The organism is Pseudomonas sp. Con_6 (assembly GCF_059379395.1).
Map to the genome: position 1 here is coordinate 3378647 of NZ_CM182011.1, position 17087 is coordinate 3395733.

The following is a 17087-nucleotide window of genomic DNA, read 5'->3' on the forward strand; positions in this document are numbered from 1 at the left end:
CGCGCGGGAATAAAAGAAAGCAGGCTAACGAATTAATCGACAACGAGCCGGGCCGGTCCCAGCATGTGGGACGGCCCGGCTCGCATTGATCAGACCACTACGCCCTGGCTGCGCAGGTAATCGTCGTAGGTGCCGCTGAAGTCCACCACACCATCCGGGCTCAGCTCGATGATGCGGGTGGCCAGGGACGAGACGAACTCGCGGTCGTGGCTGACGAAGATCAGCGTGCCCGGGTAGTTTTCCAGGGCCAGGTTGAGGGCTTCGATGGATTCCATGTCCAGGTGGTTGGTCGGTTCGTCCATCACCAGCACGTTGGGCTTCTGCAGGATCAGCTTGCCGAACAGCATGCGGCCCTGCTCACCACCGGAGATCACCTTGACCGACTTGAGGATCTCGTCGTTGGAGAACAGCATGCGCCCGAGGGTGCCGCGGATCACCTGTTCGCCCTGGGTCCACTGGCCCATCCAGTCGAACAGGCTGACATCGTCCTCGAAATCGTGGGCGTGGTCCTGGGCGTAGTAGCCCACTTCGGCGCTCTCGGTCCACTTCACGCTACCGGCGTCCACCGCCATCTCGCCCACCAGCAGGCGCAGCAGGGTGGTCTTGCCGATACCGTTCGGGCCGATCACCGCGACGCGCTCGCCGGCTTCGACGGTGAAGCTGAAGTTCTTGAACAGTTGCTTGTCTTCGAAGCCCTTGGAGACTTTCTCCACGGTCACCGCCTGGCGGTGCAGCTTCTTGGTCTGCTCGAAGCGGATGAACGGGCTGACCCGGCTCGATGGCTTGACCTCGGCCAGCTGGATCTTGTCGATCTGCTTGGCGCGGGAGGTGGCTTGCTTGGCTTTCGAGGCGTTGGCCGAGAAGCGGCTGACGAAGGTCTGCAGCTCGGCGATCTGGGCTTTCTTCTTGGCGTTGTCGGCCAGCAACTGTTCGCGGGACTGGGTAGCCGCGGTCATGTACTCGTCGTAGTTGCCCGGGAACAGGCGCAGTTCGCCGTAGTCCAGGTCGGCCATGTGGGTGCAGACCGAGTTCAGGAAGTGACGGTCGTGGGAAATGATGATCATGGTGCTGTTACGCGCCGTGAGGATGTTTTCCAGCCAGCGGATGGTGTTGATGTCCAGGTGGTTGGTCGGCTCGTCGAGCAGCAGCACTTCCGGATCGGAGAACAGCGCCTGGGCCAGCAATACGCGGAGTTTCCAGCCTGGAGCGACTTCGCTCATCGGGCCGAAGTGCTGTTCCAGCGGGATGCCCAGGCCGAGCAGCAGCTCGCCGGCACGGGATTCGGCGGTGTAGCCGTCCATCTCGGCGAACTCGGTTTCCAGCTCGGCGACGGCCATGCCGTCTTCCTCGGTCATTTCCGGCAGTGAGTAGATGCGATCACGCTCGGCCTTGACCTTCCACAGCTCCTCGTGGCCCATGATCACGGTGTCGATCACGGTGAACTGCTCGTAGGCGAACTGGTCCTGGCGCAGCTTGCCGAGGCGGGTGTTGGGCTCGAGCATGACCTGGCCGGCGCTCGGTTCCAGGTCACCGCCGAGGATCTTCATGAAGGTCGACTTGCCGCAGCCGTTGGCGCCGATCAGGCCGTAGCGGTTGCCGTTGTTGAACTTGACGGAGACGTTCTCGAACAGGGGTTTTGCACCGAACTGCATGGTGATGTTAGCGGTGGAGATCAAAGGGGTTACCTATCAATAACTTACGTGGCTTCGTCGCAGCTGCGGACCCATTTCGGACCAATCCGGAGCTTTGCGAGCGCCTGCCAGTCGTTGGACGAGTTGATCCAGCGTGCAGGCGCCGATGAAGGCATCTGTACGCCATGCCCGAGCTGTTGGGCGATGAATGCGGGGTTGAGACCAGACATTGGCGCGCATTGTCGCATAGGTATGACGGCAGTTGTATGGCGGTTGACGTCGTATCTCCGCTTCTTTCAGGACTGGGATCCGTTGGCGGCGCAAAATCGGAGGTCGACCCCGCTCTGCAGCGCTGCCGGGATCTGGACGCTGACCCTTCCAGCACAGATCGAGACGGCCTGTGCTGGCTTGATCAGGGTAAACCTGCTGTCTATAGTCATTTCGCGCGCTTGACCGTCAAGCTGCGCATGAGGTTTTTCCTCGCCAATGGAATGTTCAAAAACATGGAGTTGTTATGAAGACATTATTTTCAAGTGCTGCGCTTGTTTCATTTTTCATGCTCGCTTCTTCGCAAGTCATGGCCTCGCAGGACTACACGGTGCACTTCAAGAATGCGAGCAATCAGACGAAGTACGTGAAGCAACTCAACAGCCAGTGCATGCACAGCCCGAAGAATGGCAGTACCTACACCGTTCCGCCTCAGGGAGAGGTCACGGTACCCATGACTGACTCGAATAACGCCGCTGGCGCTTGTACCAATGGGGTGAAGGACATCAACTGGGCTGTGGATGACAATCAAAGCTTCAGTGTCGCCAATTTGACTTTCAAGCATCAGAAGATCAGCGGCACCTGGTATACGAAGGTCAGTACTTCTTTTGGGTTGCCGGCAACTATCACTTGCAATAACAGGGACTGTTCAGCAAATGGCTCTCCCGGTGTTTCCGGGCAGCCTTCTCCTATTGTTATTACGTTTCACTGATAGTCACTAACCCCTGGACAGCTCTTGCGGGTGAACCCCGGGTCAGCCTTTTATCCCAACTGGCTCGACGCGATCTCCTGTAGGAGCTGGCTTGCCTGCGAACGACTGCGTAGCGGTCCCCAAACCTGTCACACCGGAACATCTGGATGAACCTGATCGATCAGGCGCGGTGAATCCAGGATCTCGTCGGCCTGGGGCTCGTGCTGGATGGGTTTGGGACCGCTACACGGTCCTTCGCAGGCAAGCCAGCTCCTACAGTCACCGTGCGATCTATCGGAGCCCCCGAGCGGTGTAGTTGGGGTTCAATAGGAGGAGCGATATGGTTGAGAAAACCAGAAAGCCGTGGGGTTATGCATCCGTCACCCTGGTACCCACTGGCATAGGGTTCGTGATGAGCGGACTGCTGACAGATCAGCCTGCATTCATCAAGGAGCGTGTGATGAAACGATTAATGCTATTTGTTTTCCTGGCGGCATCGGGCTTGGCCCAGGCCGGTATTCCGCTGGTGAATGCAACCTGTCCCGGAAACATCGAGGTGCACGCCGACAAGGGCGGTCCGATTTACATCAATGGCAAAGAGGGCAAGCTGAAGAAATTCAACGAGAACTACTTCGAGGCGAAAGGCAGCGGGGTGACGATTTCGCTGTCGGTCAACCCGGACGGTTCTCCGGCCGTTTCCTACAGCGGGAAGAATCGCGCAAACGGGATTTGCCAGGTGAAGGAATAAGGCTGCTGAGGCGCTGGCGGACAGATCGATATAGTTCGGCAAGAGTGTCAACCTCTCCGATACAGGCCTAACCGATCTCGACTCAGGCACCTTCACCTGCTGAGCGGTACCGTGCTACTCACCCCGCGCAGCAGGCGGCAAGGTTGCGATATTGCCCCTTGAAATACAGCAACGGTTGCTCAGCCGCCGCTTCCTGCAGCTTCAACGCCTTCACCTCGCCAATCACGATCAGATGATCGCCCGCCGCATGTTCAGCATGAATCTCGCAATCCAGCCAGTGCAGGCTGCCCGCGATGATCGGGTTGCCCAGCGGCGATGCCTGCCATTCCACGCCGTGCCACTTGTCCGTGCCCTTGCGTGCGAACTGGTTGGAGATACCCACCTGCCCACCGGACAGGATATTGACCAGGAATCGGCCCGCCTGGCGGATCTTCGGGTAGCTCGCCGAGTTGCACATCATGCTGAAGGACACCAGCGGCGGACTAACCGACACGCTGTAGAACGACTGGCAGGTGAAGCCGATCGGCTCGTCCTCGACATGGGAGGTAATCACCGTGATGCCGGAGGCGTAGTGCCCGAGCGCTTCGCGAAAGCTTACTGGCTCGATGGCAGTACTGGAACGTGACATGACAGGTCCTGAATATCAGATAGCGTTCTGGGGCCGCAGAGCGACCCCGATTGGCTTGCGTCAGCCCAGAAGTTCCCGGCGAACGATCTCTGCACCAGCACTCAGGGCATTGAGCTTGCCGCGAGCCACGTGGCGGGGCAGGGGCGCCATGCCGCAGTTGGTGCACGGGTAGAGCTTGTCGGCGTCGACGAACTGCAGTGCCTTGCGCAGGGTGTCGGCGACTTCCTCGGGCGTCTCGATGGCATGGTTGGCCACATCGATGGCGCCGACCATGACCTTCTTGCCACGAATCAGCTCGATCAGGTCCATGGGCACATGGGAGTTGTGGCATTCCAGCGAGATGATATCGATGCTGGATTTCTGCAGCTTGGGGAACGCCTCTTCATACTGGCGCCATTCCGAGCCCAGGGTTTTCTTCCAGTCGGTATTGGCCTTGATGCCGTAGCCGTAGCAGATATGCACGGCGGTTTCGCATTTCAGGCCTTCGATGGCCCGTTCCAGGGTGGCGACGCCCCAGTCGTTCACTTCGTCGAAGAACACGTTGAAGGCGGGTTCATCGAACTGAATGATGTCCACACCTGCCGCTTCCAGTTCCAGGGCTTCCTGGTTGAGGATCCTGGCGAATTCCCAGGCCAGCTTCTCGCGGCTTTTATAGTGGGCGTCGTATAGCGTGTCGATCATGGTCATGGGACCCGGCAGCGCCCACTTGATCGGTTGGCTGGTCTGCTGGCGCAGGAACCTGGCATCCTCGACGAACACCGGTTTCTGCCGGCTCACCGCACCCACCACCGTCGGCACGCTGGCATCGTAGCGATCACGAATCCGCACGGTTTCGCGCTTTTCGAAGTCGACGCCGCTGAGGTGTTCGATAAAGGTGGTGACGAAGTGCTGACGGGTCTGTTCGCCATCGCTGACGATATCGATCCCGGCGTGTTGTTGCTCTTGCAGGGACAGGCGCAGCGCATCCTGTTTGCCCTCGATCAACGCGTCATCCTGCAGTTTCCAGGGCGACCACAGGGTCTCGGGTTCGGCCAGCCAGGAAGGTTTCGGCAAGCTGCCGGCAGTTGAAGTGGGAAGCAGTTTTTTCATTTGAAGAAGACCTTGTGTTCGGGCGGCGTCAGGCAGCGTAGTGGGCGGACCACTGCTCGAGAATGGCGTGGTAGGGCTTGATGAAGTGCTCTTCGGCGAACTGGCCTTGCGCGATGGCCAGGCGGCTGCGTTCTTCCCGGTCGTAGACGATGCGGGTCAGCGAGTAATCCTCGTGCTTGAGGCTCGGCTGATAGGATTTGCCAGCGGCGGAGTTCGCGTTGTAGATCTCGGGGCGGTAGATCTTCTGGAAGGTGTCCATGGTGCTGATGGTGCTGATCAGCTCGAGGTTGGTGTAGTCACCCAGCAGGTCGCCGGCAAAGTAGAACGCCAGCGGCGCCGCGCTGTTCGCCGGCATGAAGTAGCGAACCTTCAGGCCCATCTTGGCGAAGTATTCGTCGGTCAGCGAATACTCATCCTGCTGGTACTCGACACCCAGTACCGGGTGGCAATTCTCCGTGCGGTGATAGGTCTTGCTGCTGGAAACACTGAGGCAGATCACCGGCGGCTTGTTGAAGTGTTCCTTGTAGGTGCTGGAGTTGACGAAGCTCTTGAACAGCTTGCCATGCAGCTCACCGAAGTTTTCCGGAGTGCTGAAGCCGGCGCGGTCCTTGTTGTGCCCGAGCAGCAGTACGCTGAAGTCGTAGTCGCGCACATAAGATGAGAAGTTGTTGCCGATGATGCCTTCGATGTGCTCGCCGGTTTCGCGGTCGACGATGTTGGTCTTGAGGATTTCGATCAGGGGCAGGGCATGCTCATTGCGCTCGCTGCCGATGTTCATCTCGACGGAAATGATCTCGAGTTCGACGCTGTAGCGGTTGCCTTTCGGGTTGTCCCAATGGGCCAGGGTGTTGAAGCGATTGTCGATCATGCGCAAGGTGTTGCGCAGGTTCTCCTGGCGGCTTGCGCCCCGGGCCAGGTTGGCGAAGTTGGTGGTGATCCGGGTGTTTTCCGCGGGATGGTAGTTCTCATCAAAGCTGATGCTTTTAATGGAAAAGGTAAATTCTTTACTCATGTAATTGGCTGCCCAGGTGGTTCGAGACCAAGCCTCATGTGTTTGGACTCGGCTCGAAAGTCGCGAGATGATCGGTAGTTGAGGCCTATTCTATGCGGGGCTCTGCATGAGAAAAATTGAATTGGTCTCAAAGGATCTTTAGCCGTGCTCATGATGGCGTGCCCGGGGGAAGGGCCTAGGGATACCGAGATAGACGGCTCGCAGCCTGGCAGCGGGGTGTACTTGAACAACCAGCGTTGGGCCGACGCGCAAGTTTCAATCCAGCTGCGTGACCAGCAAACGCCCCTCGTTCATCCGCGCCCGCTCGCTCCACGACGCGATGTGGCTGGCCTTGTTCCAGCGCACTTTGCTGATGCCGCTGTCCGCAGCACGGGCCATGGCATCGTCGACGCAGCGCAAACCCACGGTGGCCCCGGCGCAGGTGCCGTCGATCAGCAGCGCGGCTTTCCAGGCTTCCAGCCAGTTCATGCCGTTGCGGTTGGTAACCACGACCTTCTTCAGGCCGTTTTTCACATAGTGGATCTCGTACTTGTCCTGCATGGCCCGTCCCTGGGTAGCGATTGCTTCAAATGCGAAATATTATCATCAAGTGCTGATCATGGGTATTCGCAACAGGTCTTGCGTCAACCCTGAATGCCCCGTTCCAGAGCTGCTTTCACCAACACCGCAGCGCTCGTTTACAGGCCTGGATCAGTGTAGTTAACTGGCGAGCCGTGGCCAGTGGCCATGTCTGCCGAGGTGAATGACCGTGACCCTGAGTTTGCGCCCCGTCGAGGCCCGCGATATCCCTGTCCTGTGCACCTTCGCCCAGTCCGCTGACGAGGCGTTCTTCTTCTTTCCCAAGTGCACCTGGCCCGTGACGCCCGAGCAACTGGCCGCCGCCATCGCTCAGCGCAGCGATTCGTCGGTGGTAGTCGAGGGCGACGAGGTCCTGGCCTTTGCCAATTTCTACCAATGGGAGCAGGGCGGTACCTGTTCGCTGGGCAACGTCCTTGTGGCACCTGCTGCTCGCGGCCGGGGGGTGGCGCGTTACCTGGTGACGCAGATGATGGGGGTGGCGCGTCAGCGCCATCAGGCCCGGGAAATGAAAGTGTCCTGCTTCAACCACAACACTGCTGGCTTGCTCCTGTACCCGCAGCTGGGTTTCGTCCCGTTCGGCATCGAGGAGCGCCGGGACCAGGAGGGCAAGCGAGTCGCCCTGGTGCAGATGCGGCAATGCCTGCTGCCGTTGACGGCTTAGGCGCAAGCGCCTATACAGGCGCCGTTATTTCGCATCGCAACGCAGGAAACAAGCCATGACCGATGAAGACGATATCCACGAACCCGAGCACGACCATCTGCTCGACCGTGAATTTCACGATGATGACGGTGAAGAACACGCCGATCCGATGTTCGATGACGTCGAGGACGAGGAAGAGGAGTACGGCCTGGATGTGCTGGACGACGAGGACCACGAAGACTGGTGAATCGTCGTCCGCCTCAGTGTCGGAAGCGCGGCAGCGGCCTATCCAGCGACAGGGTGGTGAGGGTGCGTTTTACCATCACCTCGTCGGCTTCCACCGCCCTCAGGCTTTCGCGGATCTTGCCGGCAGCGGGCAGGTCGCCCTGGCTGTCGATCCAGTCGGCGATGTCCTTGCAGGCACTGGCCAGGCGGTCCTGCCGATGGTTGATGAGGGTGAGCAGGGTTTGAATGTCTTTGTCGGACATGACTCGTTCCTCCTGTAAGCGATTTCAGTGTAGCAGTGCCCCGGCAAACTGGCGGCGTGCCAGCCGTCGGCCTGCCGGGGTGCTGACTACTGCTTCACCAGGTCGCGGACCCAGTCGTTCAGCATGGCCTTTTCCGCGTACAACGGGTCGCTTGCGCCGCGGCGGCCGGGACGTTGCAGGTAGAACTTGTCGTCCACCCGGGCATCGGCCTGCCTGAGCACCTGGCCTTGTTGCTGAAGGCTGTAGTGCAGATCGATGCTGGGCCAGGTGATATCGCGCATGAAACGTACCGAGTACGCGTTGGTCTGCCAGGGCTCGTAGCGGCCGGCCAGGTCGATATCGCGGATATCGATGCGCAGGGTCTGGCCGTCGCGCAGGTAACGGCTACCCAGGGTTTCGAGGTAGGTACGCAGTTGCTTCATGACTTCCTCGTCGGCACCACGCTGGTAACCTTCGCCGCGCAGACTGGCGTCGCGGAATTTTTCCGGATGGATGAAGTTGACCTCGACATGAGGTGCCGCCGCCTGTGCCATGCTGGTGCTGAGCAGCATGCAGCAGGCGACGAGCGTCAGGACCGGGCGCATGATGAACCTCCGGAAGCAGGGTGGGAGAAGATCCAGTGTACTCCCGCCAACCGGTGTTGCAGAGCAGGAGCAAGGTCATGAGCGGTGTCATTCATGTAGCGCGCAACACCCGTGGACGCGACCTCGCGGTCGGTGATGTCCATGGACATTTTTCCCGGCTGCGCGAGGCGCTGGAGCGGGTCGAATTCGATCCCGTGCGCGATCGCCTGTTCAGCGTCGGCGACCTGGTGGATCGCGGCCCGGAGTGCGAGGACGTGCTCGACTGGCTGGACCAGCCCTGGTTCCACGCGGTGCAGGGCAATCACGAGGCCCTGGCGATCTCCCATGTCCGCGGCGAATGGCTGGACTACAGCCAGTACCGCGCGGCAGGCGGAGGTTGGTTCCTTGATCTTGACGAGGCAAGCCAGGCGCGTTTTGCCGAGCGTTTCGCGAAACTGCCGCTGGCGCTGGAAGTGGACACGGCGCAAGGGCCGGTCGGTCTGTTGCATGCCGACTGCCCGCTGCTGCGCTGGCGCGACCTGCTGCCGTTGTTGCGCGAGTCACCGATTCCGGAACAGATCCGCGAGGTCTGCCAGTGGTCGCGCCTGCGCCTGAAGGACGAGAACGAGCGCGGCGTCGACGACCTGCGCGCGCTGTTGGTAGGGCATACCCCGGTGCGCGAGGTCCGAGTGCTGGGCAATGTCTGGCATATCGACACCGGCGGCTGGTCCAAGGGGCATTTCACCCTGCTGGACCTGGCCCGCCTGGAAATCGTCTAAAGCACCTGGTGCAGGAAGGCCTGCACCAGGTCCAGCACACGCTGCGGATCTTCGCGGTGCGGCACATGATGGCAGCCATCGAGAATCACTGTCCGACCGTTGTCGCCGGCGAGCGCGGCGATTCGCGCCGGTTGCGCCGGCGAACCGTATTCATCGAGGTCGCCGTGGAGGGCCAGGGTCGGGCAGTCCAGGGTCCCGGCGGTGCTAGCCAGGGTCCAGTCGCTGAAGGCCTCCGATAGCCAGGTTTCGGTCCAGGCCTCCAGTACCCATTGCGCCTTGTCGCCGTGGTATTTCGCCAGCCGCTCCAGTTGACCAACCTCGCTGAACTGCGCCTTGGCCAGGCGTATGCCCTCCAGCGTGAGTGTCTCGACGCAGGCCTGGGCCGACTCCGTGATCAACGCTACGCAATCCGCGCCATGGCGTGCTGCGCAGACGCTGGCCATGGCACCGCCGACGCTATGGCCAAAGGCGATGAAACGCTCGATGCCCAGCGCCTTGCGCAGCAGCGGGAACACGTTGTCCGCCTCGTCGCCGATGAAGCCCAGCGGCAAGGGGCCGGGATGGCGCGTCGAGCGACCGAAGCCAAGGCGGTCGTAGGCCACCACCTCCAGGCCGCTGCGCAGGCACAGTTGCTCGGGAAAGTCGCGCCACAGTTCGACGCAGCCGAGGGAGTCGTGGAACAGGACGATGACCGGCTGGCGCGGGTCGGGCCGCTCGGGGAACCAGCGACGGGCATGCAGCGTGCCCCATGGCGTGGGGATCGAGGCCACTTCCGTAGCGATGGGCGATGACGACATAACGACTCCGATTCAGGGCAAGTCGCTGACAAGTAACAAAACCTTTCCGCGACTGCAACGGGAACAGGTACGACAGTGCCAATCCAATTGCTGCATTTTGTGCAGCAATGAACTGCAGATCCGCTATCTTGTTGCTCATTGCTGCACTTCACATACTCACTGCCATTCATGAACAGGCAGGAGAACGGTAATGACCCATGCAATACGCTTGAGCCGCACAGGTGGACCGGAAGTGCTCGCCCTGGAGACGGTAGACACCGTTGCACCCGGGCCCGGCGAGGTCTGGCTGGAACAGGAAGCCATCGGCGTGAACTTCCTCGATGTCACCCAGCGCAAGGGCGCGGTGCCCGTGCCGTTGCCGGGTGGTCTCGGCCTGGAAGGGGCCGGGCGCGTGGCACGGGTCGGTGCCGGAGTGAGCAATGTCGCGGTGGGCGATCGGGTCGCCTATGCCACCGGGCCGCTGGGCGGCTATGCCAGCGCCCGGCTGTTTCCTGCCGAGCGACTGGTGAAGCTGCCGGACGGGGTGTCGGCGCAAGATGCAGCGGCCGTATTGTTCAAGGGCATCACCGCCCACTACCTGCTCACGTCCACCTACCCGGTGGGGCCGGGCACCACGGTACTGATGTACGGCGTCGCGGGAGGGCTGGGTTCGCTCATGGCGCCCTGGGCCAAGCACCTGGGCGCCTTCGTCATCGGCGTGGTGTCGCGCCAGGCCAGCGTGGAGAAGGCCCGTGCCCTGGGCTGCGACGAGGTGCTGGTGTTCGATCCCGAGACCCTGGCGGCGCAGGTGTCCCGCATCACCGGCGGGCGCAAGGTGGACGTGGTCTACGATCCGATCGGCCGGGTGTCCTTCGAGGCTTCGCTGGACAGCCTGCGCCCGCGCGGTCTGATGGTGTCCTTCGGCGCGTCCAGCGGTGCCCCGGCGCCGGTGGAGATGGCCACCCTGAACAGCAAGGGCTCGCTGTTCATCACCCGGCCTTCGCTGGCCGCGCATACCGCCACGGCTGCCGAGTACCAAGCGCGTGCCGCGGATGTGCTGGCGGCGCTGCAGGCAGGTATCATCCGCGCGCAGATCTGGGGGCACTACCCGCTGGCCGAGGCGGCCCGGGCCCATGCCGACCTGGAATCCGGACGATCCTCGGGAGCGATCATTCTCACGCCATGAACCTCGATGTGCTGGACAACCCCCACAGCGATGAAATCGCCGCCTTCCTCGCCGTCGCCGCGCAAGGCTCCTTCGTCGCTGCCGGACGCCTGCTGGAGCGTCATCCCACGGTGATCTCCAAGCGCGTTGCGGCGATGGAGAAACGCCTCGGCGTGCGCCTGGTCGAGCGCTCGACCCGCCAGGTGCGCATCACGGTGGTGGGCGAGCAGTTGGAGCAGCGCCTGCGCGCCGCCCTGGGCATGATCGCCGAGGCCGAGCAGCAGGCGATTTCCGGCGCGGCGGAGGTGCGCGGGGTGTTGCGCCTGGCCCTGCCTGCGGCGATGGGGCGGCTGTGCATTGGCCCCCTGCTGCCGGAGTTCCTCGAAGCTCATCCGCAGGTGTCGATCGTCGCCGACTACAGCGAGCGGCTGGTGGACATCATCGACGAGGGCTTCGACCTCGCCATCCGTATCGGCGAGCTGGAGGACAACCGGCTCATCGCCAAAAAGCTCTGCGATCACCGGCGCATTCTCTGTGCTTCGCCGGCTTACCTGGAGCGGCATGGCGTGCCGCAGGCGCCGGCGCAACTGGGCGAGCACAACTGCCTGCGTTTCAGTGGGCTTGCGTCGTTTCCGCAGTGGCGGATGTATGCCGGGGAGCGGCAGGTCAGCGTTACGCCCAGGGGCAATCTGACGGCCAATGACAGCGAGTCCCTGCTTGCTGCGGCCCGTGCCGGTGCGGGGATCCTCGGGGCGGGAGAGTGGTTGATGAGCCGTGACCTTGCGGCTGGGACGCTGGTTCGGGTGTTGCCCGAGTGGCAGCTGGATCCTACCGGTGGGGTGTACCTGGTACGGCCGTCAGCGCGTTTCCCGGCGGCGACGGTGCTGGCGTTCAAGCAGTGGATCGAAGCACGGTTCGACCCGCTGCCGCCCTGGATGAAACAAGAGTCTTGAAAACGACGCGAACCCGCTCCCACAAGGTCCGAGTAAGGCTTTTAAAATATGTTTCAAATGAAATGTATTCGCATTTATACTCCTGCACCGCCGTCCCTCCAGGCTACTCCTCCCCATGCAGGCCGATCCCCCGAAACTTTCGCTGCTGTCGACCCTGGTCCGTCACTACGACGAACTGGTGGAGCACGTGCGTCGGCGTTTCGGCGAGCGAGGTTTCGCCCGCGAGGTGGTTCACGATGTCTGCGTGCAACTGCTGGAAAAGCAGGAGAAGGAGGGCGTGCGCACACCGTTGGCACTGCTGCGCAAGATCACCCATGACAACGCCGCCAGCCGCTACCGGGGCGAACGCCGGCGCCAGCGCTGGATCGTCGCGGTGGAGGCGTTGCCCGAGGTGGACGCGCAACTCCCCAGCCACGAGCGCCAGCTGGATGCCAGCCAGACCCTCGACCGTCTGGTCCGCGCCATCGAAGGCTTGCCGCCGCGTTGCCAGATGGTCTTCGTGATGCACAAGATCCACGAACTGCCCCAGGCCGAGGTCGCCGAGCGCCTGGGCATTTCCCTGAAAACCGTGGAAAAGCACCTGCGCCTGGGCATGGCGGCCTGCCGTGAATACCTGGGCAGCGAGGTGTCGGCATGAGCACCAAGCCCTCGCGTCCCGGCAAGTTCGCCGAAGAAGACCAGGCCATCGCCGACCTGCGTGAACAACTCAAGCAGCGCTTCCCGATGCCCGAGCCCAAGCCGCGCGGAAAGGCTGGCACCGTGACCCGTGCCGGCCTGCTGTCCCTTGCGCTGCTTGCCGGGGTGCTCTGGCTCGATCCGGCTTACCGCAGCGAGCATTACCTGACCCAGGTTGGCCAACGCCAGACCGTGCAACTGGCGGACGGCAGCACGATCCTGCTGGATGGCGCCAGCGAGCTGGAGGTCAACTGGCACCTGCGCAGTCGCCAGACCCGGCTTGCCCAGGGCCAGGCTCTGTTCGAGGTGGCGCCGATGTTCTATCGCCCGTTCCTGGTGGGGGCGGGGCCGGCATCGGTGCGGGTGGTCGGCACGCGTTTCAATGTCGATCGCCAGCAGGACGGCGTGCGGGTCAGCGTGGCCGAGGGCCGGGTCGCGGTGCGGGCGGGCGGAGCATCCAGCCTGCTGGAGCCGGGCCAGCAGATTCGGGTGCAGAACGGCCGCCTCGGCACCCTGGCGAAGATCGAGGGTGCCGAAGTCGGCGCCTGGAAGGACGGCCAACTGCTGTTCGAGCGCACGCCGCTGCGCGAGGTGCTGGAGGTGATCCAGCGCTATCACGACAAGCCGTTGCGCCTGGTCGATCCGGCGCTGGGCAGCCTGCCGGTCTCCGGGGTGTTCGACAGCGCCCGTGTCGACCGCTTGCTCGGCCTGTTGCCGGGCATCCTGCCGGTGACCGTCAGCACCGCCGCCGACGGAACCGTGCTGGTGGCGCCACGCGGGAAAAAATAATTTCACGGACAGGGTAGGGTTGTGTGCTGCGAGCGGCGGCTATCTCCATGACCCCCTTCATTTCCTGGAGAGCCTTACGTGAGTCAGTCCCTGTTGCGCGCGCCATTGCCCCTGTCGTTGCTGGCCGCCGGCCTGTTGTCCAGCCCGTTCGCCCTAGCCGGGTCGGCACCCGTCGAGTTCGATGTGCCGGCGGCGTCACTGGAGAAATCCCTGGGTGCCCTGGCACGCCAGGCCAACGCGCAGATCCTGTTCGCCAGCGATATCACCAGCGGCAAGACGGCCCCGGCGCTCAAGGGCCGCTACACCCTGGAGCAAGCCCTGCAACGCCTGCTGGGCAACAGCGGCCTGAGCGCCGAGGAACGCGACGAGCACACCTTCGTCGTGGTGCCGGACGGGGCGCCAGCGCCGGGCAGCGCGGCCGGCGCCGTGGAACTGTCGAGCCTGGAGATCACTTCGTCGCGCACCCGCAGCGATGTGGTACCTCAGGCGCGCCAGGTCAGCGTGCTCGAGCGCGAGCAGCTCGAGCAATTGAGCCGGGGCTCGGACAGCCTCGCCACCGTGCTGGCCAAAGCCGTTCCGGGCATGGCTGACTCCAGCCGTACCGTCACCGACTACGGCCAGACCCTGCGCGGGCGGACCATGCTGGTGTTGGTGGACGGCGTGCCGTTGAACACCAACCGCGACTCCTCGCGCAACCTGGCCAATATCGACCCCGAACTGATCGAGCGGGTCGAGGTGATCCGCGGCAGCAGCGCGATCTACGGTGCCGGCGCTACGGGCGGGATCATCTCCATCACCACTCGCCCGGCGGGTGGCGAGAATCGTGCACAGACCACCTTCAATGCCGTCTCGCCACTGAGCCGGCTGGGACGGGATGGCCTGGGCGGGCAACTGCAGCAGCACTTCTCCGGTTCCGAGGGCAAGGTGGACTACGCCTTCGACTTCGGCGCCCGGCATATCGGGGCCTCCTATGATGCCAACGGCCATCGCATCGCCCCGGAGCCGAGCCAGGGCGACCTGTTCGACTCCAACACCTACAACATCGGCGGCAAGCTTGGCCTGCGCATCGACGACGAGCAGCGCATCCAGCTCTCCGCCAGCCACTACAACGCCGAGCAGGACAGCGACTACACCGCCGACCCGCGGGTCGCCAGCCTGCCTCCGGGATTGGTAGCGGCGCAGCCGTTGTCAGGACTGTCCCTCGACGAGCAGAACCAGATCAAGAACACCTTGCTCAACCTGGAATACGCCCATGCCGACGTGCTTGGCGGCACTCTCAATGCCCAGCTCTACTACCGCGACTATTTCACCCGATTCACACCGTTCGATGCCCGTGGCGTCGCCACTCGGGGACGCAATGTCGACCAAGTGATGCAGAACAGCGAAGTGTTCGGCAGCCGCGTGACCCTGCGCACGCCGCTGGGCCAGGCAGGGGATACCGAACTGCTTTGGGGCGCCGACTTCAACCACGAGCGTAGCGACATGCCGATCGACATCTTCGACCCGCGCCAGTACGACGCCAGCGGCGGGCGGGTCTACGACAAGATCGGCCGGCTCACCTACATGCCCGACCTGACCACCCGCAGCCTCGGCGGCTTCGCCCAGTTGCAGCATCGCTTCAACGAGCACTGGTCAATGGAAGGCGGGGTGCGCTACGAGTACGCCACGGCGCGTTATGACGACTTCATTCCGCTGTCGGAATCCACGGCGGCGTCGCCTGCGACTGTGGTCGGTGGCGAGGTCAACTATGATGCGCTGCTGTCGAACCTAAGCCTGACATGGTCGCCGGTGACCGGGCAGGAGATCTACGCCGCGTTCAGCCAGGGCTTCCAGTTGCCGGATATCGGCGTGCAATTGCGCAACGCCCGGCGCGGCTTCGACATCGACTCCTCCAACCTGGAGCCGGTGAAGACCAACAACTATGAGCTGGGCTGGCGTGGCGGGCTGGGCGAGCAGACCCAGGCGACCCTGGCGGTGTTCTACACCACCTCCAAGCTTGGGGATGTGCAGAGCTTCAACAACGGGCTGATCCTTACCCGCACCCAGGAGCGCATCTATGGCGTCGAGGGTAGCGCCGACTGGTTGAGCACGGACGAACGCTGGGGCGCCGGTGGTACCTTCAGCTGGCTCAAGGGCCGGGAGAAGCCGGATAACGGCGGCTGGCGGGACATGACCGGCTACCGCATCCCGCCGCTGAAGGTCTCGGCCTATGTGGAGTACAAGCCTGATGAGGACTGGAGCCACCGTGCCCAGCTGACCTGGTTCGACAGTGACGACTATCGCCTTGATGGCGTGGCCAGCTTCGGGCGACGCAAGGTCGATGGTTATACCACGGTGGATCTGGTCAGCCAGTATCGGATCGGGGTGGATGACCGGGTCAGCGTGGGTATCCAGAACCTGTTCAACCGTGACTACTACCCGCTGTACAGCCAGTTGATGCGTAACAGCACCAATACCAGCCACCTGCCAGCGCCGGGGACGGTGTTGACGGTCGGGTATACGCACGACTGGTAAGTCATGCGGGCTACGGCGGTGGCGAAACCAGGTCCTGCACGGATTCTGTGGGAGTCCACCCAGCCCGCCGGACTGCGCTGTCGCGCAGAGAACTAGACCGCGGCGCACTTGTGGTCTGGTTCGCTGCGTGGGTGGACTCCAACAGAGTCCCCGCAAGCTCAGGGAGCTTCATACCCGGCCACCACCTCACCCACCAGTTCCAGCACCAACTGGATCGCCGGATCCCGCCCACTGTCTCCCCGCCAACCCAGCTCCACCGCATAGCGCGGCAGCTCGATCGGACACGGCAGGCACAGCAGGTTCCCGAACCGAGCCAGCGCCCGTGCAGCATGAGTGGGCAAGGTGGCGATGCTCTCGCTGCCCTGCAGCAACGCCGGCAACGCAGCGAAGTGAGTGGTAGAGGCCTCGACTCGACGACTCTGTCCCAGCGCCGCCAGCGCTTCATCAACTACGCCGACATAACCGCCGGACGACACCAGCACATGCCCTCGGCGCAGGTAATCCTCCCGGTTCAACGGCCCTGGAATCGCACTGACACAGCTGTAGCCGCCGCTACCCAGCACGCGCCGACCCAGGCTGCGCGAGGCGATCACCCCAGCAGTCAGGCTCAGATCGATCTGTCGCGCCATCAACGCATCCGCCGCGAGCATGCTGTGGGTCTGCTTGAACAGCAGGCGCAATCCGGGTGCTTGCTCCCTGGCCAGGTCGATCAACTGCCGGCCGATGGCCAACTCGTGATCGTCCGACAACCCGAGCGCAACCGTCCGCCCCTGGAAGTTGGCCGTGGCGCCACTCACCAGCATCAGGCTCTGCCGGCACTTCTCCAGCGCCGCCGCGATCACCGGACGCAATTCCTCGCTTTTCGCCGTCGGTCGCAACCCGCGCCCGGTGCGTTCGAACAGATGATCGCCATACACCAGACGCAACCGTGACAAGGCCGCGCTGACCGCCGATTGGGTAATACCCAGGCGAATCGCCGCACGTCCGGCGCCGCCTTCCTCGTAGAGCGCTTCGAAGACTTTCAGCAGGTTGAGGTCCAGTGACCAGATATCGATTTGACTCATATCAGATGGGGCCTGCACTGAATTGATTGATAACGC

20 protein-coding genes are annotated in these 17087 nt (G+C 62.8%); 11 read left to right on the top strand and 9 right to left on the bottom strand.

Annotation, left to right across the window (positions count from 1 at the left end):
- Nucleotides 1-89: 89 nt before the first annotated feature.
- The gene (locus AC5QPF_RS15085; protein ID WP_494963986.1) at nucleotides 90-1676 is read right to left on the bottom strand and encodes an ABC-F family ATPase; all 1587 of its coding nucleotides are present in this window, start codon (nucleotides 1674-1676) and stop codon (nucleotides 90-92) included.
- A 140-nt stretch (nucleotides 1677-1816) separates the two neighbouring features.
- On the opposite strand from AC5QPF_RS15085, the gene AC5QPF_RS15090 reads away from it, so the two are divergent.
- From AC5QPF_RS15090 to AC5QPF_RS15100, 3 genes are all read left to right on the top strand, one after another.
- Nucleotides 1817-2149: a hypothetical protein gene (locus tag AC5QPF_RS15090; protein WP_494963987.1), complete on the top strand. Its 333-nt coding sequence runs from the start codon at nucleotides 1817-1819 to the stop codon at nucleotides 2147-2149.
- On the top strand, nucleotides 2146-2610 hold the full coding sequence (locus AC5QPF_RS15095; RefSeq protein WP_494963988.1) for a hypothetical protein: 465 nt from the start codon (nucleotides 2146-2148) through the stop codon (nucleotides 2608-2610). The genes AC5QPF_RS15090 and AC5QPF_RS15095 overlap by 4 nt, the downstream gene beginning before the upstream one ends.
- A gap of 439 nt (nucleotides 2611-3049) precedes the next feature.
- The gene (locus AC5QPF_RS15100) at nucleotides 3050-3337 is read left to right on the top strand and encodes a hypothetical protein (protein WP_494964179.1); all 288 of its coding nucleotides are present in this window, start codon (nucleotides 3050-3052) and stop codon (nucleotides 3335-3337) included.
- A gap of 118 nt (nucleotides 3338-3455) precedes the next feature.
- On the opposite strand, the gene AC5QPF_RS15105 is transcribed toward AC5QPF_RS15100, so the two are convergent.
- From AC5QPF_RS15105 to AC5QPF_RS15120, 4 genes are all read right to left on the bottom strand, one after another.
- Nucleotides 3456-3965, bottom strand: a complete 510-nt coding sequence (locus AC5QPF_RS15105; RefSeq protein WP_494963989.1) for a flavin reductase — start codon at nucleotides 3963-3965, stop codon at nucleotides 3456-3458.
- Nucleotides 3966-4025: 60 nt separating this feature from the next.
- The gene (locus AC5QPF_RS15110; RefSeq protein WP_494963990.1) at nucleotides 4026-5054 is read right to left on the bottom strand and encodes a methionine synthase; all 1029 of its coding nucleotides are present in this window, start codon (nucleotides 5052-5054) and stop codon (nucleotides 4026-4028) included.
- 28 nt (nucleotides 5055-5082) lie between these two features.
- Nucleotides 5083-6066, bottom strand: coding sequence for a putative oxygenase MesX (locus AC5QPF_RS15115; RefSeq protein ID WP_494963991.1), 984 nt, complete (start codon nucleotides 6064-6066; stop codon nucleotides 5083-5085).
- 255 nt (nucleotides 6067-6321) lie between these two features.
- Complete coding sequence (locus tag AC5QPF_RS15120) at nucleotides 6322-6606, bottom strand: hypothetical protein (RefSeq protein WP_494963992.1); 285 nt, start codon at nucleotides 6604-6606, stop codon at nucleotides 6322-6324.
- A gap of 208 nt (nucleotides 6607-6814) precedes the next feature.
- Between AC5QPF_RS15120 and AC5QPF_RS15125 the strand changes: the two genes are divergently transcribed.
- Entirely contained in the window at nucleotides 6815-7306 is a 492-nt protein-coding gene (locus AC5QPF_RS15125) for a GNAT family N-acetyltransferase (protein ID WP_494963993.1), read from the top strand.
- Nucleotides 7307-7361: 55 nt separating this feature from the next.
- Nucleotides 7362-7532: a hypothetical protein gene (locus tag AC5QPF_RS15130; protein ID WP_494963994.1), complete on the top strand. Its 171-nt coding sequence runs from the start codon at nucleotides 7362-7364 to the stop codon at nucleotides 7530-7532.
- 13 nt (nucleotides 7533-7545) lie between these two features.
- Here AC5QPF_RS15130 and AC5QPF_RS15135 read toward each other — a convergent pair whose 3' ends face one another.
- Nucleotides 7546-7773, bottom strand: coding sequence for a hypothetical protein (locus AC5QPF_RS15135; protein WP_494963995.1), 228 nt, complete (start codon nucleotides 7771-7773; stop codon nucleotides 7546-7548).
- 86 nt (nucleotides 7774-7859) lie between these two features.
- Nucleotides 7860-8357, bottom strand: a complete 498-nt coding sequence (locus AC5QPF_RS15140) for a DUF3016 domain-containing protein (RefSeq protein ID WP_494963996.1) — start codon at nucleotides 8355-8357, stop codon at nucleotides 7860-7862.
- Between the two features lie 77 nt (nucleotides 8358-8434).
- Between AC5QPF_RS15140 and AC5QPF_RS15145 the strand changes: the two genes are divergently transcribed.
- Nucleotides 8435-9115: a metallophosphoesterase gene (locus tag AC5QPF_RS15145; protein WP_494963997.1), complete on the top strand. Its 681-nt coding sequence runs from the start codon at nucleotides 8435-8437 to the stop codon at nucleotides 9113-9115.
- Here the strand turns inward: AC5QPF_RS15145 and AC5QPF_RS15150 are convergent.
- Nucleotides 9112-9912, bottom strand: a complete 801-nt coding sequence (locus tag AC5QPF_RS15150; RefSeq protein ID WP_494963998.1) for an alpha/beta fold hydrolase — start codon at nucleotides 9910-9912, stop codon at nucleotides 9112-9114. The two genes, AC5QPF_RS15145 and AC5QPF_RS15150, sit on opposite strands and share 4 nt — an antisense overlap.
- Nucleotides 9913-10102: 190 nt before the next feature.
- Between AC5QPF_RS15150 and AC5QPF_RS15155 the strand changes: the two genes are divergently transcribed.
- From AC5QPF_RS15155 to AC5QPF_RS15175, 5 genes are all read left to right on the top strand, one after another.
- Nucleotides 10103-11077 carry a zinc-binding dehydrogenase gene (locus tag AC5QPF_RS15155; RefSeq protein WP_494963999.1) on the top strand — a complete coding sequence of 325 codons (975 nt, stop codon included), beginning with the start codon at nucleotides 10103-10105 and terminating at the stop codon, nucleotides 11075-11077.
- Entirely contained in the window at nucleotides 11074-12009 is a 936-nt protein-coding gene (locus AC5QPF_RS15160) for a LysR substrate-binding domain-containing protein (protein ID WP_494964000.1), read from the top strand. The genes AC5QPF_RS15155 and AC5QPF_RS15160 overlap by 4 nt, the downstream gene beginning before the upstream one ends.
- A 115-nt stretch (nucleotides 12010-12124) precedes the next feature.
- Entirely contained in the window at nucleotides 12125-12646 is a 522-nt protein-coding gene (locus AC5QPF_RS15165) for a sigma-70 family RNA polymerase sigma factor (RefSeq protein ID WP_494964001.1), read from the top strand.
- Nucleotides 12643-13473 (top strand): FecR domain-containing protein, encoded by an 831-nt coding sequence (locus AC5QPF_RS15170; RefSeq protein WP_494964002.1) that lies wholly within the window; start codon nucleotides 12643-12645, stop codon nucleotides 13471-13473. Before AC5QPF_RS15165 ends, AC5QPF_RS15170 begins: the two co-directional genes overlap by 4 nt.
- Nucleotides 13474-13551: 78 nt before the next feature.
- The gene (locus AC5QPF_RS15175; RefSeq protein WP_494964003.1) at nucleotides 13552-15987 is read left to right on the top strand and encodes a TonB-dependent siderophore receptor; all 2436 of its coding nucleotides are present in this window, start codon (nucleotides 13552-13554) and stop codon (nucleotides 15985-15987) included.
- A 158-nt stretch (nucleotides 15988-16145) separates the two neighbouring features.
- On the opposite strand, the gene AC5QPF_RS15180 is transcribed toward AC5QPF_RS15175, so the two are convergent.
- Nucleotides 16146-17051 carry a LysR family transcriptional regulator gene (locus tag AC5QPF_RS15180; RefSeq protein ID WP_494964004.1) on the bottom strand — a complete coding sequence of 302 codons (906 nt, stop codon included), beginning with the start codon at nucleotides 17049-17051 and terminating at the stop codon, nucleotides 16146-16148.
- Between the last annotated feature and the right edge of the window lie 36 nt (nucleotides 17052-17087).

What these genes read in the sequence shown, in the direction of transcription:
- AC5QPF_RS15100 (WP_494964179.1), top strand. Translation starts at nt 3,050, where the DNA reads ATGAAACGATTAATGCTATTTGTTTTCCTGGCGGCATCGGGCTTGGCC.
- AC5QPF_RS15145 (WP_494963997.1), top strand. Translation starts at nt 8,435, where the DNA reads ATGAGCGGTGTCATTCATGTAGCGCGCAACACCCGTGGACGCGACCTC.
- AC5QPF_RS15115 (WP_494963991.1), bottom strand. Translation starts at nt 6,066, where the DNA reads ATGAGTAAAGAATTTACCTTTTCCATTAAAAGCATCAGCTTTGATGAG.
- AC5QPF_RS15135 (WP_494963995.1), bottom strand. Translation starts at nt 7,773, where the DNA reads ATGTCCGACAAAGACATTCAAACCCTGCTCACCCTCATCAACCATCGG.
- AC5QPF_RS15160 (WP_494964000.1), top strand. Translation starts at nt 11,074, where the DNA reads ATGAACCTCGATGTGCTGGACAACCCCCACAGCGATGAAATCGCCGCC.
- AC5QPF_RS15105 (WP_494963989.1), bottom strand. Translation starts at nt 3,965, where the DNA reads ATGTCACGTTCCAGTACTGCCATCGAGCCAGTAAGCTTTCGCGAAGCG.
- AC5QPF_RS15140 (WP_494963996.1), bottom strand. Translation starts at nt 8,357, where the DNA reads ATGCGCCCGGTCCTGACGCTCGTCGCCTGCTGCATGCTGCTCAGCACC.
- AC5QPF_RS15155 (WP_494963999.1), top strand. Translation starts at nt 10,103, where the DNA reads ATGACCCATGCAATACGCTTGAGCCGCACAGGTGGACCGGAAGTGCTC.
- AC5QPF_RS15180 (WP_494964004.1), bottom strand. Translation starts at nt 17,051, where the DNA reads ATGAGTCAAATCGATATCTGGTCACTGGACCTCAACCTGCTGAAAGTC.
- AC5QPF_RS15130 (WP_494963994.1), top strand. Translation starts at nt 7,362, where the DNA reads ATGACCGATGAAGACGATATCCACGAACCCGAGCACGACCATCTGCTC.
- AC5QPF_RS15170 (WP_494964002.1), top strand. Translation starts at nt 12,643, where the DNA reads ATGAGCACCAAGCCCTCGCGTCCCGGCAAGTTCGCCGAAGAAGACCAG.
- AC5QPF_RS15150 (WP_494963998.1), bottom strand. Translation starts at nt 9,912, where the DNA reads ATGTCGTCATCGCCCATCGCTACGGAAGTGGCCTCGATCCCCACGCCA.
- AC5QPF_RS15090 (WP_494963987.1), top strand. Translation starts at nt 1,817, where the DNA reads ATGCCCGAGCTGTTGGGCGATGAATGCGGGGTTGAGACCAGACATTGG.
- AC5QPF_RS15110 (WP_494963990.1), bottom strand. Translation starts at nt 5,054, where the DNA reads ATGAAAAAACTGCTTCCCACTTCAACTGCCGGCAGCTTGCCGAAACCT.
- AC5QPF_RS15165 (WP_494964001.1), top strand. Translation starts at nt 12,125, where the DNA reads ATGCAGGCCGATCCCCCGAAACTTTCGCTGCTGTCGACCCTGGTCCGT.
- AC5QPF_RS15095 (WP_494963988.1), top strand. Translation starts at nt 2,146, where the DNA reads ATGAAGACATTATTTTCAAGTGCTGCGCTTGTTTCATTTTTCATGCTC.
- AC5QPF_RS15120 (WP_494963992.1), bottom strand. Translation starts at nt 6,606, where the DNA reads ATGCAGGACAAGTACGAGATCCACTATGTGAAAAACGGCCTGAAGAAG.